A 13,287-nucleotide genomic window follows, 5' to 3' on the forward strand; every position below is an offset into this window, starting at 1 on the left:
GGCGAAGCTATACAAATGCGAATGATTAACGATACATGAAGGACAGATTAATCGCCGCGTGCAATGCGCCGGCAAAAGGGGGCAGGGCGTGGCACGTATCAGCAATCTGAATTCGCTTCTCTATTTCGAGGCTGTCGCGCGTCTGATGCGCGTCAACCTGGCTGCCGAGGAACTGAACGTGTCGCCTTCGGCTGTCAGCCAACAGGTCAAGCTGTTGGAAGAACAGCTTGGGGTCACGCTGTATCGCCGGGTCAAGAACCGGCTGGTCCTGACGGAAGAAGGAGAGCGGTTGCATTCCCTGACGGCGACATCGCTGCGATCGTTGCAGAACTCTGTCGAAAGGGTTGCGCTGTCCAAGCGTCATGATTCCATAAACATCCGCAGCTCTCCTTCGATTGGTGCGCGCTGGCTTGCCCCCGGGATTCACAGCTTCGCGGATACCAACCCTGCCATAGACCTGCATATCGATGCCACTTCCGAACTGACCGACTTCAACAAGGAAAGCGTTGATATTGAAATCAGATACGGCGCCAAGCGACAGGCGGACATTGTCAGCGAATTGCTGATAACCGATCATGTCCTGCCGCTTGCCACGCCCGAAATCGCCGCAAAGGCGCGTCAGATCGGGCTTGCGGAACTGTTTCGACAAACCCGGTTCATTCAGACGGTCAAGGCCGAGATCCCTTGGGAAACATGGCTTGAGCGGCATGGGTTCAACGATGTGACCACGACACCCGGACTAAGGTTTGACAGATCTTTCATGTCACTGTCGGCTGCCCGCAACGGATTTGGTATCGTGATCGAATCCGCAGTACTGGCCGCCGAGGAACTGGAAGCGGGCAGCCTGGTTCCCTTGGCCCCGGAATTGGGGGGGTATCTTCTGGACGGATATTGGCTGAACTATCCAAGCCGCCACCTGAATCGCCGGGTTGTCAGATTGTTCAGGGATTGGCTTCTGGCCGAGGCCGACACCCAACGACGGCGCAACGCCGACCTGATGTCGGCCCTGAACTGCCAGCACTTTGAATCCTATGATCAGGTGCGCCGGATCCAATCCGGCTAGACCTAAGTGCTGTTGTCGGCCGCCTTCGCCCCCGCCAGTGCCTGATAAGCCTTGATGACCGAGGAATCATCGGCCTGACCCCATCCAAGCGCCGATGCCGACAGGAACATCTGGCGGGCCGCCGCCGTCAGTGGCAGGGGCATGCGATTATCCTCGCCGGTGTCCAGCACCAGTCCAAGATCCTTGATGAAAATATCCACCATCGACCGGGGCGTGAAGTCCCCATCCAACATATGCGGGACACGATCGGAAAACATCCAGCTGTTTCCAGCGGATTGGCTGACAACCTCGAACAGCTGCGCCGACTCGCAGCCAGCCTGTTCGCCCAAGGCCATCAATTCGGCGGCAACCGCCAGATGCACGCCTGCGGCCAGTTGATGAACGACCTTGTACGTGGCACCCTGACCGGGCCGGTCGCCCAGACGATAGACCTTCTTCGAGATCGCATCCAACGCCTCGGCGGCAATATCGAAGGCGGCATCCGGGCCAGAGGCCATCAAGGTCAGGGTGCCGGCCTCGGCACCGATCTTCCCGCCGGATACCGGCGCATCGATATAGTGGAAACCAGCGCTCTCGACATGTTCACCGATTGCTCGGGCGTCATTGGGGGCGATGGTTGAACAGCCGACCACGACGGCATCCTTGGTCAGCTTGTCCAGCACTGCGCGATCGGTGAGGATGGCGCGCAGCTGTGTGGCATTCACCACCATGACGAACAGGATGTCCGCCGCACCTGCGGTTTCGGACGCGCTGGCAGCAATGAGACCGCCATCCTCGGCCAATTGCCGGCAGGCGCCATCAGACAGGTCGAAGCCCGTCACCTTGAAACCCGCTTTCAGCAGGTTGCGCGCCATGCCCATCCCCATCGACCCCAGACCGATGATGCCGATACGGGGCCGGTTGCCGTCACCTTCGTTGTCAGGATTGCTCATGTCGTCATTCTCCTGTCACGACTTCGGACAATGCCTCGGCCATTGCGTCGAGTATCAGGTGGGTTGAGGCCGCGCCGGGATCGATATGTCCCAATGAACGCGTGCCCAGCTTGGCTGAACGGCCACGTCGGCTTTCCATGTCAGCCGTCGCATCGCGTCCCCGTGCGGCACCGTCCGTTGCCGCGCGCAGGATGCTCAGTTCGCTTGCGCCGGCGGCGTGGGCATCGCCTGCCGCTTTGGCCGCGGGGATCCAGGCATCCATCATGGTCTTGTCGCCTTGTTTCGCCCCCCCGCGTTCAGCGATTCCGGCACGCATCCCGTCGATCAGTCGCGCCATCGCCGCCGCGTCCAGATTCAGCCGGTCGCGCACGCGATCAGCTGCCGCCCGGAACGCGCTGGCATAAAGCGGCCCCGAAGATGCCCCAACCGCGTTGAGGAACGCATCCGCCATGCCGTCACAAAGTTCAGAGATGGTCAGGTCGGACGCGGTGTCGGCAAGAAACTCCCGGATGGCCGTCCAGCCGATATTCATCGTCACGCCGTGATCGCCGTCACCAATGACACCATCCAGCTTGGACAGATAGCCTTCATGCGCGGCAATCGAGTCTGCGCAGGCCAGCATCATCTTGCGAAACAGGCCCGGATCTACGGCACCCCCACGGGCAAGTGTCGTGCGGTTCTGCCGTCGGGCCTGAGAGATCGCCGCGTGATCGCGCCTTACGCGCGCAGCATTTGCTGCGGGTGCCAGATCTCCGGCCACCGTCAGCGCCGGTGTGCGGCAGGGCGCGTCCAGAAGCGTTGTCATCTCTTCATCCAGCTTCATGAGCGTGATCGAGGCACCCGACATGTCCAGCGATGTTGCGTATTCACCAACCCAGGAATGGTGAATCCCGACACTCATGGCTGCCAGGTTTTCGGCCAGACGCCGGTGCAGCACGTAAAGTTCAAGTAGTCCCGTGGCTCCAAGCCCATTGACTAGAACCGCAACCCGGTCGCCTGCGGTCAGACCCAGTTCCTCGACGCAGCCCTGCATCAGAATATCCGTCACGCTATCGGCATTTGCCAATTCTTCGCGGCGGATTCCGGGTTCGCCATGCAGCCCCATGCCGATTTCCATGTCCCGATCGCCGATGGCAAAGTTGGGTTTGCCGGTTTGGGGCAGGGCGCAGGCGCTGAGCGCGACACCCATGGATCGGGTCAGGTCATTTGCCTTACAGGCCAGGCGGTGGCACGCGTCCAGATCATCACCGCGCTCGGCGGCCGCCCCGGCAATCTTGAAGACGAAAAAGTCCCCCGCCACCCCCCGGCGTTCGTTTTCGCGGCCCTTCGGTGCCGAGGCCACGTCATCGGCAACGGCGAAAGAACGGGTTTCGATGCCCTGCTTTGCAACCAGCTCTGCCGCCATGTCGAAATTGAGGACGTCACCGGTATAATTGCCGTAAAGGAACAGCACCCCGGCCCCTCCATCCACGGCGCGCGCCGCATCCGCGATCTGTTCGGGCGAGGGTGAGGCAAAGACATTGCCGACCGCTGCGGCATCCGCCAATCCTCGTCCGACATATCCCGCAAAGGCCGGTTCATGCCCCGAGCCGCCGCCAATCACGATTCCGACCTTGCCCTCGCGCGGGCCGTCCTTGGCGACGACGGCGCGTCCTGTGGCGCCAATGACCTCCAGCATGCCGGGATGGGCGGACACCATCCCCGCGATCGCTTCGTCAATAATCGCAGCCGGGTCGTTGATCAGGTATTTGGCTATCTTGTCGGTCATGCTCCCCCCTTATGGTCATGTGCCCTCATGCAGCGGGCAAGTATTTTCGTGCCGTGCCAACCGTTTCGTCCAGCCAGTCATGTTCGGCCTGCAGGGTGGCATTGACGCTGTCCTGCATGGGCAGCCAATGTTCCAGAATGACACCTGCGTCCTGCGGCATATGATCCAGTTGCCCAAGCACCCAGTCGATATCCGTCAAGCCGCGGCCCAGCTGCACGCCCTCGATATGAAAACCCACGCCGTTTTCGTCGGGTCGGATGACGTAATCCTTGAGATGCAGATTGATTGCGTAGGGCGCCAGCATCGCGATCGTGTGCTCGGGCCATTCGCGCGCGCAGATCGAGTTCGCGACATCCAGGCATATTCCAAGCGAAGGCCGGTCAACTGCATCCAGCAACCGGACAAGCCGGGGCGAGGGGTAGTTGAAGTGGTTTTCAATCGCCAGCCGCACATCCCGAGCCTCGGCGGCGTCGAGAATGGGTCCGAACTGTGTGGCAAGCTGTTCAATCGGCAAGCCCGCGTCGGCGGCATCAAATGCAATACGCAGAAGACGCGCATCCAGAATTTCGCACAGGTCCAGATACTGGCGGATGCCCTCGGCGTCAAAGCTCTGCATGCCCAGCTCGAGCGTGATTCCGCGCTGCCGGGCCTCGCTGGCCAGTTCTGCGATCTCGGCCTTGTCACGAAGATGCAGGGGGATGTTGTCCGCATATTGCACCAACCCCAGTCCAAGCGCCTGCGCCTTGTCCAGCACGTCCATCGGCGTCATCGGCACCGAAGGCCGAAACCCACCGATTCCGATGTTCCAGCGAAACGCATAGCTGCCTAATCCCAGTTTCACCGACGACCGCCTTTCCCACCCGTTGCCAGAGATTTCCTGACCATAGGGTTAGACCGGTCCTCGACATCTGGCATTCTGGAATTTCTAAACATGGATTAACCAATGCTTGATTGCCCTTCCTGCGCATAAAAATGACCTTGCTATTGGAAAGCCGGAATAATTCTGGCCAAGGAACGAGGAAGACAATGGCACTGTTGCTGGACGGGAAAACTGCGATCATCACCGGGGGCGCCTCGCCGCGCGGGATCGGTCGCGCCATCGCGCAAAGCTATGCGGATCAGGGTGCGCGCGTTGCCATTCTGGATCTGGACGCTGAAACTGCCAGCCGGACTGCCACTGAGATCGGGGCGCAGCATACGGGCATTGCCTGTGATGTGACGGATCGGAATGCATGCGAAGAGGCGGTGTCGCAGGTGATCGCGGCCTGGGGCTGGCTGGATATATTGGTGAACAATGCCGGCATTACCCAACCCCTGAAGTCGCTTGATATCGCGCCAGATCACTATGATGCGGTCCTCGATGTGAACCTGCGTGGAACGCTGTATATGTCGCAGGCCGCCGTTCCGCACATGACGCAAGGCGGGGCGATCGTGAACATGTCATCGGTTTCGGCGCAGCGCGGTGGCGGCATCTTCGGTGGGCCGCATTATTCGGCCGCCAAGGCCGGGATCCTTGGTTTGACAAAGGCCATGGCCCGCGAATTCGCGCCCCAGGGTATCCGCATCAATGCGATCTGCCCCGGCTTTATTGCGACCGATATCACCGCTGGCAAGCTGACCGATGAGATGAAGGCAGACATACTCAGGGGTATTCCGATGGGTCGGGCCGGCACGGCAGTGGATGTTGCCGGCTGCGCCGTGTTCCTTGGATCGGATCTGTCGGCTTATTGCACGGGAACCGAAATCGATGTGAATGGCGGTTCCCTGATCCACTGATCGTGGTTTGGAGGGCGGCGGGGGCAGCGATGCCCCCGCCGTTGTCATGATGAATGCCGCGAACGTGGGATGGGATGAAAAGCGGAAATCCCAGCTTTTGCAGCGCCTAGTTTCCGCTGAAACGGGGGGTGCGTCTGGTGCTTTCAGGCGCCGCCTGTTCATAGGCATGCGCAATCTGCAGGATTTCCAGATCAGCCTGGTGCCTGCCGATCAGTTGAATGCCCATGGGCAGTCCGGTATGGTTGAAACCGGCGGGAAGGCTGATGACGGGATTACCGGAAAGCGAACCGGGGATCACCACCTCCATCCAGCGGTGATAGCTGTCCATGCGGCGTCCGGCGATCTCGCGGGGCCAGCATTCCTCGGCCGCAAACGGGAAGAGTTGTGCCGATGGCAAGGCCACGGCGTCATATTCTTGCAGCAGCGTTCCCAAAGCCGCATACCATGCGCTGCGGGTCGTGTTTGCCCGATGGATGTCCAACGCGCTCAGCCTCAGCCCACCCTCGATTTCCCAGCGGGCTTCGGGCTTGAGCAGTTTTCGCTTTTCGGGATCTTCATAGAGAGGCGCCAACAGGCCGGCCACACCCCAATGCCGCAAATCCAGCCAGCATTGCCACAGCTCTGACGGGTCAAAGGCGGGAAGGGCTTCCTCCACGTCGCAACCGATGGTCCGAAAACTTTCCAGGGCTTGTTCGCATAGCGACAAAACACTGTTTTCCATTGGTAGATATCCGTGCCAGTCACCCATCCAGGCAATGCGAATACCCTTCATGTCGCGTTCCAGACCAGATGCGAATATCGCCGGATCCTGATTGTTGGACAGGGGAACGCGCGGGTCCGGACCGGCCTGTGTCGCCAGCAATCTGGCCAGATCCCCGACCGTGCGCGCCATCGGCCCTTCGGTTGCCAGCTGATGGCCAAAGACTTCGGGGGCGACGCCAAACGGCACCCGGCCAAAGGACGGCCGCAGGCCATAGACATTGTTCCATGCCGCGGGATTGCGCAACGACCCCATCATGTCGCTGCCATCCGCGACCGGCAACATCCGCATCGCCAAGGCAGCCGCGGCCCCGCCGCTGGAACCGCCGGCACTGAGGCGGGTGTCGTAAGGATTCCGGGTGATCCCGAAAACCGGGTTGTAGGTATGAGAGCCAAGGCCGAATTCAGGCACGTTCGTCTTGCCGATCACAATGGCGCCGTCGCGCTTCATGCGCGATGCCACGATGCTGTCGTGTTCGGGAACCTGCTCTGCGAAAATCGGGGAACCCAGGGTTGTCTTCAATCCGGCCGTGGCCGACAGGTCCTTGATCGCCTGCGGCACCCCGTGCAGCCAGCCGCGCGACATCCCGCGACCAAGCTCGTCATCGCATCGATCCGCGTCCCCGAACAGGGCCGCGCGATCGCGAAGCGAGATGATCGCATTGACCGAAGGGTTGCAGGCTTCGATATGATCCAGATAGGCGGCCATTACCTCGTGGCAGGACACAGCGCGGTCATGGATGTGACGCGACAGCTCCAACGCGTTCCAGATCACGATTTCGGATGGCTGATGGCCGCTAGCGATTTCGGCGCGCTGGTTGTCAGACATAAATTCTCCTTTTTGCGCCTGCTGCGCGATTGCGTGGAACCGGCGGGCCGGAAACGGATCAGATCAGAACCAGCAGGCATCCCGCGCAAAGCGTGAATGCCAGAACCATCAGGATCGCCGTATAGCCCAACACCTGTCCGACCTTTAGTCCCGTGATCCCCAGAAGCGGAAGCAGCCAGAAGGGCTGGATCAGATTGGTCAACTGATCACCCATCATAGCGGTCATTCCCGCGATATGATCGCGCAGGCCAAGCTGCTGCACGGCCTCGGTTGCGATGGGGCCTTGCACGGCCCATTGCCCGCCGGCCGAAGGCACCGCCATATGGACAATCGCGGCGCTGATCATCGACCAGACGGGAAATGTCATCGGAGTCGATATTGCGGTGAAGCCGCTGGCGGACACATAACGCGCGACATAGAAAAGGCCGCCTGCGACAATGAGGCCCGCCAGAATCCGGCTGTTGGCGAAACCCTCGGCCGGGGTCGTGACCGACGGTTCGGAGGGCTTGGCCATGTCATCGCCCGAGATTTCGATGATCTGATCTTTCGGCGGATGCAACGAGGCCATCAGAAGCGGTCCCGTGATCAGGACGAGGACGACAAAGATCAGGGCATATGGCTGGAAGATTGTCTGTGAGAGGGGCAACAGCCCGATGCTGTCCTCAAGAAAATGGCCCGGAGTATTGACCAGGAGTGCGGCAGAGCTGGACAACCCGGTCTGAGAAATCGCCAAACCGCCATATGCCGCCGCAACGATCAGCGGGAAATGCGCACCCAGTTTTCGTCGGCGCGAGGAATAGGCCACGGCACCGGCCAGAAAGGCGCCAATAACCAGTGCCACCCCCCAATGCAGAAATGCCAGCATACCCGTGGTCAGAAAACACGTGATGATCGCGCCGGACGCGGTTTGTGGGCGGTCGGCCAGCCAGCGCAGGCCACGCTGGACCACCGTCGCCGTCGCCGTCGCCAGACCATAGCCGGTGATCACGATCAAGACCATCTGCATCGCAAATGACAGCAGGTTCCAGAAACCATCATACCGCGCGTCGATCAACTGAACCGCTGTGCTGTCGGTCAGTGCCAGCGCCGCCACGAAGACGATGAATGTCAGGCCGGCCGCGATCGGGAATGCGTCGGGGATCCAGCGGGTGCTGAACGTGGCGACGCACTCTTCGACCTTTTGCATGGCTTGTTGGACGCCCTTGCTCTGGCGTGGGGATGCGCCATGATCGTGGCGCTGGACCGGCATTGCATGTTTCCTCCCCTGGATTTTTCTTGTCTTTCCCCAACGCAGCGCCGGGGCCTGTTCGTCAGTCCTTTGCAAGATCGCCGTAGCGGGATCGAAGTTCGGCCTTTTGCACCTTGCCCATTACGTTGCGCGGCAGTTCATCGATCAGGATGATGTGTTTGGGTTGCTTGTAGCGCGCCAGTTTCGGCGCGATCGCCGACAGAACCCCGGCTTCTGTCAGCCCGGCACCCTGTTGCGGAACAATTACGGCAACGACCGCTTCGCCGAAATCTGCATGGGGCACACCGATGACCGCACTTTCCTGAACGCCGGGCACATCGTCGATCAGTGTTTCGATTTCCTTGGGATAGACATTGTACCCCCCTGAAAGCACCAGATCCTTGCTGCGCCCGACAATTTGCAGATAGCCGGCCTCGTCGATCAGCCCCAGATCTCCGGTGATGAAATAACCGTCCGGGCGAAACTCGGCGGCAGTTTTCTCGGGCATGTTCCAATAGCCCTCAAAGACATTCGGGCCCGCGACCTCGATCAGTCCTATATCGCCTTGTGCAAGCAGGTCGCCGGTATCCGGATCAGCGATGCGCAGGTCAATGCCGGGCAAAGGCATGCCGACCGCCCCCGCGATACGCTCGCCGTCATAGGGATTGGATGCGATCATGCAGGTTTCGGTCAGGCCATATCGTTCCAGGATCGCATGACCGGTTCTGTTGGTGAAGGCGCGGTGATCCTCGGCCAGCAACGGGGCCGATCCTGATACGAACAACCGCATCGCCGCCGTGTTTTCACAATCGAGTCGCGGCGATTTCAGCAGTCTCGTGTAGAAGGTGGGCACACCCATCAGAACGGTTCCCCGCGCCATGAGATCGATCACATCATCCGCATCGAAACCTGTCAGAAAGACCATCGTCGCACCGGAACAGATCGCCATGTTCGCGGCGACGAACAGCCCGTGCGTGTGAAAGATCGGCAGCGCATGGATCAGCCGGTCATCCGCGGTGAAGCGCCAGCAATCGATAAGCGCTTCGCAATTCGAGGCCAGATTGCGATGTGTCAGCACTGCGCCCTTGGACCGCCCCGTCGTGCCCGAGGTATAAAGGATTGCGGCCCGATCCTGTGGCTGACAAGGGTGGGGCGCTTCGCAGGGAATGACATTCGCGCTGCGTGCCATGATCGAACCATCGCCATCCGCGCCAAGCGTTTCGATGGCCAGTTCCCTGCAGCGCCTGCTTTCATGCTGTGACAGCATGTCGGGGGCACAGATGAACAGTCGGGGGGCGGCATCGTCGATGAAATAATCGATCTCGGCGCTGGTATAGGCCGTGTTCAAGGGCAGGAAGATAGCCCCACGATGCAGTGTGGCCAGATACAGGGCGATGGCCTCGGGGCTTTTGGGAACCTGCGCCGCCACACGGTCCCCGGGGGTAACGCCAAGATCAGTCAGAACGGCAGCCAGTCTTTCGACCAGATTGCGGATCTGGGCATAGCTGAGATCGGGCCGACCGGGGCGTTCGAAGAGGGTCTTGCCCTGCAGGGCCTGGGCGGATGACAGGAATTGTTCGTAAATGTTTTGCATCTGCTCAGTACTCCTCGTTCAGGTGCTGCATCGCTTGGGCAAGTTGCTGGCCGTGAGCAACGGTTCCGTCACGCATGAATTTTTCGTTCTGGTCTTCGATCGCGCCAAGCTCGTACAGATAGTTGATCATCAGGCCGTGTGCGGCCTTCAAGGCATGGTCGGATGTGTCGGCAGGCCAATTGACGCGCCAGGCAGATGCGCCATTGCCCAGGTGAAAGCGCGCGACAGGATCGTAGGGCGTGCCGTTGCGATGGCGCGCGGTCAGGAAATAGCGTGCGGCAAATGCTTCGACCTCGGGTGCCAGCCGCGTTGCGATATTCGAGTCCGTGACCCATTCGCGACCCGTCAGGGCGGCATCAAGCTGTCGGGCCCGATCGGATTTCTCGGTGCTCAGCCAACGGGCAAACCCCGGAGCCGGTGACAAGGTTACAAATCGGTGCCGATCGGGAAATTCAGCAGACAGGTCATGTGCAACCTGCTTGATCAGAAAGTTACCGAGCGAGACCTCTTTCAATCCGGGCAGACTGTTGTTGATCGAATAGAAAGCGGCCGTATCCGACGCGACAGGAGTTGTGGGCTTTGGCGCGGTCAGGATTGCCGCCGGCGTGTTCCAGTCGATCCTGCGCATTTGCAAAAAGCCCCGATTGAACCAGGATGAAAGTAGATGCGAGAAATCCTGATCGACGGCGGCCAGATCCGGATGCGCCGGCAACAGGCGCAACAGGTCAGCACGCATTGCAACCAGCGAAAGCGTCGCGCCGGGTGCAAGGTTCAGGCGTCGCAACAAGGTTTGGCGCTTGGATTCGACCACCTGGAACAGTCTGGCGGCGCCAGGCCCGTCTGGCCGGGTATCCCATTGCCGATAGGCGCTGCGGATTTCCTCCGGGTCGGCCCCGGAACTTATCCAGCAACAGGTGAAAGAACGCGGATTTTCCGGTATCATTCAGCACGGCATAGGCGCCGAGTGCCTGTTGCGCGACCGCGATCTGCGCCGCGTCACCGATGCGGGTCATCAGGACGTTGCATGCGGCCTCAAGGCGTTTGGGGGCGGGTCGTGAGAAAGCGTCTTGTGTGGGGTTTTCACCGCGCCGCCCATCGCGGCGTGTGATCGCGTCGACGAAATCCGACAAAAGCGCGAATCGTTGTTTGACCATGGCCCACCTCCCGGCGACATGTTATACATGTCATCTGATATGTTGTATATAACAATGGCGAATATGGACATTTCAAGCTTTGATGATCATGATGCGATGAGCTGATCAAGGCCCGAAAATGAGAACGACACCAACCGCCCAACGTATTCGGCTGTCTCTGGAAAATGCCATTGTCGACGGGGTTTATGCGCCCGGTGACAAGTTGAACCCGATCCGGATTGCAGCGGATTATGAATGTTCCCGCACGCCTGTCCGCGAGGCGCTGCAAGCGTTGGAGGCATCCGGGCTTGTCCGGGTTCAGCCAAAGAAGGGCACCTTCGTCACCCAGCTGAGTGTGACCGAGTTGATGGAACGGTTCGAAGTCATGGCAGAACTGGAATCGCTTTGCGCGCGGCTGGCATGTCGCCGTGCGACCCAGGATGATATCGGTGCGCTGACCGCATCGTTTCAGGCATGTTACGATGCGGCCCAAGCCAGGCAAAGCGATCGGTATTACGCCGAGAACACATTGTTTCATCAGGCCATATATCGCGCGGCCCATAACGAATTCCTCGAAGCAGAGACCCTGTGCTTGCAGACCGTGTTGCAGCCCTATCGTCGCCGCCAGCTGCGCGCGCAGGGCCGCGTTCGGGATTCCCTGGGGGAGCATCGGCTGATCCTCCAAGCCATTGCAGCAGGCAACAGCGCCGACGCTGCGCGGATCATGCAGGATCACGTGCTTGTTCAGGGCGAGGGGTTTCGGGACATGATTGCCGCGCTGACGGTCGCGAAGGGCTGAGCAGGCGAATCTCGGGCGCGTGCGTGCAGGCCTCGTATCGGATATACATGCAGTAAAATGCACTATTCTGCATTGATATTGCTTTGATGTTGCAGGATAGTGACCCGACCCAAGCTGATATTCCACAGGGGCCTGATGATGCGGACAAGTGACCTTCCTCAACGCATATCGCGCCGAATCCTGCAAGACTGTGCCACCGGCGGGTTACAACCGGGGCAACATCTGGGTGCCCAGAACCTTGCCGACCGGTACGGCGTGTCGCGCACACCGATCCGCGAGGCGCTGAACCTGCTTGCCGATGATGGCTTTCTGATCCGCAAGGAGAATCGGGGCTTCTTCGTTGCCGACATCGATCCCGCGTCGCTGGCCGAAACGCTGGGTGAAAAACCGGCTTCGGCCAGCGATGATTACCACCGGTTGGCGGATGACTGGCTGACAGGGCGCCTGCCCGAAGAGGTCACCGAACAGCTGCTGCGCCAGCGCTATGGCTGGTCCAAGGCACATACCGGCGACATCCTGATCCGTGCCGCGCGGGAAGGGTGGGTGATCCGCAAGGAAGGATATGGCTGGCGATTTCTGCCCGTTGCCAACACGCCGGAAGCCTTCGATGAAATTTACCGCTTCCGGATGGCCATCGAACCGGCCGCAATGTTGGAGCCGTCCTTTGAATTGAATCGGGCTGTGCTTGCCGAACAGCGCCGGATTCAGGAAAGCATGCTGGAGATGGATTTCAGCACGATGCCGGCGGAAACGCTGTTGCGGAACGGGTCTCTGTTCCATGAAGAACTGATCAAGCTGTCAGGCAACCCGTTTTTTCTGATGGCATTGCAGCGGGTCAACCAGATGCGCCGCCTGATGGAGTATCGGGCCGATGTGAACCACGAGCGTCTTGTCGAGCAATGTACCGAGCATCTTGAAATTCTGGACATGCTTGAGGCAGGGGACAATCTGGATGCCTCGCACAGGATGCGCAGGCATCTCAGCGGCGCGTTAAAGCGCAAATCACCATTGGCATGGTCATGGGCGGCGGACGCGCGCTAGCTTGGCAGGGTTTGACTGCATCGGGGCGGAAATGCCGCGTTGAGCTGGAACACAGCCCCGCGCGGGTCTTTCAGGCGGCGTAGATCGGTTTTTGATTGTGTAAATGCCTTTCCACCTGAGAACTGGCTCATTTGGAGCTGGAGTTTTCAGGTAGATTCTCCTGGCTGGGAAAGGGGCGCAAACGCATGAACGCATCGAGGTTCACGGACACGCAGAAATCGTTCCTCTTGCCACAAGGCGAAGACGGAATGCCGGTTGTCGAGATCTGCCGAAAGGCTGGGCTCAGTCAGGCGACCTGTTTCAACTGGAAGCAGTATGCTGGGCCATTGCCCGACGAGATGCGCCGGCTGACGCCGGCGCGCGAA

The 13,287-nt window shown here is 60.1% G+C and carries 12 protein-coding genes; 5 read left to right on the forward strand and 7 right to left on the reverse strand.

The window, feature by feature from the left end:
* Positions 1-88 precede the first annotated feature (88 nt).
* Positions 89-1,063 carry a LysR substrate-binding domain-containing protein gene (locus PAF17_RS13230; protein ID WP_271889582.1) on the forward strand — a complete coding sequence of 325 codons (975 nt, stop codon included), beginning with the start codon at positions 89-91 and terminating at the stop codon, positions 1,061-1,063.
* A 2-nt stretch (positions 1,064-1,065) separates the two neighbouring features.
* Here PAF17_RS13230 and ltnD read toward each other — a convergent pair whose 3' ends face one another.
* Genes ltnD through PAF17_RS13245 form a run of 3 tightly spaced genes read right to left on the reverse strand, consistent with a single transcriptional unit; the run spans position 1,066 to position 4,604 of the window.
* Positions 1,066-1,995 (reverse strand): L-threonate dehydrogenase, encoded by a 930-nt coding sequence (ltnD, locus tag PAF17_RS13235; RefSeq protein ID WP_271889583.1) that lies wholly within the window; start codon positions 1,993-1,995, stop codon positions 1,066-1,068.
* Between the two features lie 4 nt (positions 1,996-1,999).
* On the reverse strand, positions 2,000-3,763 hold the full coding sequence (gene dhaL / locus PAF17_RS13240) for a dihydroxyacetone kinase subunit DhaL (RefSeq protein ID WP_271889584.1): 1,764 nt from the start codon (positions 3,761-3,763) through the stop codon (positions 2,000-2,002).
* Positions 3,764-3,788: 25 nt separating this feature from the next.
* A complete protein-coding gene (locus tag PAF17_RS13245) occupies positions 3,789-4,604 on the reverse strand; it encodes a sugar phosphate isomerase/epimerase family protein (protein WP_271889585.1) in 816 nt (271 codons plus the stop codon).
* Between the two features lie 185 nt (positions 4,605-4,789).
* Between PAF17_RS13245 and PAF17_RS13250 the strand changes: the two genes are divergently transcribed.
* Positions 4,790-5,539, forward strand: a complete 750-nt coding sequence (locus PAF17_RS13250; RefSeq protein WP_271889586.1) for an SDR family NAD(P)-dependent oxidoreductase — start codon at positions 4,790-4,792, stop codon at positions 5,537-5,539.
* 106 nt (positions 5,540-5,645) lie between these two features.
* On the opposite strand, the gene PAF17_RS13255 is transcribed toward PAF17_RS13250, so the two are convergent.
* The 4 genes from PAF17_RS13255 to PAF17_RS13270 all read right to left on the reverse strand — a co-directional run bounded on the left by PAF17_RS13255 (position 5,646) and on the right by PAF17_RS13270 (position 10,892).
* Positions 5,646-7,127, reverse strand: coding sequence for an amidase (locus PAF17_RS13255; RefSeq protein WP_271889587.1), 1,482 nt, complete (start codon positions 7,125-7,127; stop codon positions 5,646-5,648).
* Between the two features lie 58 nt (positions 7,128-7,185).
* Complete coding sequence (locus tag PAF17_RS13260) at positions 7,186-8,376, reverse strand: TIGR00366 family protein (RefSeq protein ID WP_271889588.1); 1,191 nt, start codon at positions 8,374-8,376, stop codon at positions 7,186-7,188.
* 61 nt (positions 8,377-8,437) lie between these two features.
* Positions 8,438-9,949, reverse strand: coding sequence for a malonate--CoA ligase (locus PAF17_RS13265; RefSeq protein WP_271889589.1), 1,512 nt, complete (start codon positions 9,947-9,949; stop codon positions 8,438-8,440).
* 4 nt (positions 9,950-9,953) lie between these two features.
* Complete coding sequence (locus tag PAF17_RS13270) at positions 9,954-10,892, reverse strand: malonyl-CoA decarboxylase domain-containing protein (protein ID WP_271889590.1); 939 nt, start codon at positions 10,890-10,892, stop codon at positions 9,954-9,956.
* A gap of 329 nt (positions 10,893-11,221) precedes the next feature.
* On the opposite strand from PAF17_RS13270, the gene PAF17_RS13275 reads away from it, so the two are divergent.
* From PAF17_RS13275 to PAF17_RS13285, 3 genes are all read left to right on the forward strand, one after another.
* On the forward strand, positions 11,222-11,881 hold the full coding sequence (locus PAF17_RS13275; protein ID WP_271889591.1) for a GntR family transcriptional regulator: 660 nt from the start codon (positions 11,222-11,224) through the stop codon (positions 11,879-11,881).
* Positions 11,882-12,019: 138 nt separating this feature from the next.
* Positions 12,020-12,922, forward strand: coding sequence for a GntR family transcriptional regulator (locus PAF17_RS13280; protein WP_271889592.1), 903 nt, complete (start codon positions 12,020-12,022; stop codon positions 12,920-12,922).
* A 185-nt stretch (positions 12,923-13,107) separates the two neighbouring features.
* Positions 13,108-13,287: transposase (locus PAF17_RS13285; protein ID WP_271889593.1), on the forward strand; the 180-nt coding region annotated here is incomplete at its 3' end.

Source organism: Paracoccus onchidii, from assembly GCF_028294535.1.
Classification (GTDB): Bacteria; Pseudomonadota; Alphaproteobacteria; order Rhodobacterales; family Rhodobacteraceae; genus Paracoccus; species Paracoccus onchidii.